The following is a 427-nucleotide window of genomic DNA, read 5'->3' as shown; positions in this document are numbered from 1 at the left end:
GGTCGGTACAGTCAGTCAAAACGGCACACGGGTGATCGCGGCGATGAGCGGGTTGGCCTCGGACAAGGAGCGTGCCGAAGAGGCGCGAAAGCTGCTCGACTGGGGTGTCCGCTCGTTCGAGAAGACCGAAATCTTCGCCAGGGACGAGGTGGTTGGAGAAGCCCAGGTTTTTGGCGGCGCCAAGCCCGGGGTGATGCTGAAGGCCAAGGGTCCGATCGACATCTTCCTGCCGATCACCAACCGCGACAAGCTGACGGCCAGGATCGTCTATGACGGCCCGATTGCAGCACCGGTGGAGGAGGGGCAGCCGGTGGGTGCGCTGCGCGTCTGGATCGGCGATACGCTGAGCCAGGAGACGCCGCTTTTCGCAGCCGAATCGATCGGCGTCGGCACGCTGCCGCAGCGCGCTCTCGATGCAGTCAAGGAA

At 64.4% G+C, this 427-nt stretch carries 1 pseudogene; it reads left to right on the top strand.

Features of this window, described 5'->3' with window-relative positions:
- Positions 1-427, top strand: a pseudogene (locus tag EN750_RS38795) (D-alanyl-D-alanine carboxypeptidase); the annotation flags it as partial.

The organism is Mesorhizobium sp. M7A.F.Ca.ET.027.03.2.1 (assembly GCF_003999175.1).
In the GTDB taxonomy this organism is placed as follows: domain Bacteria; phylum Pseudomonadota; class Alphaproteobacteria; order Rhizobiales; family Rhizobiaceae; genus Mesorhizobium.
The sequence above is the reverse complement of the archived record's forward strand: the minus strand, read 5'-3'. Positions and strand labels throughout refer to the sequence as shown.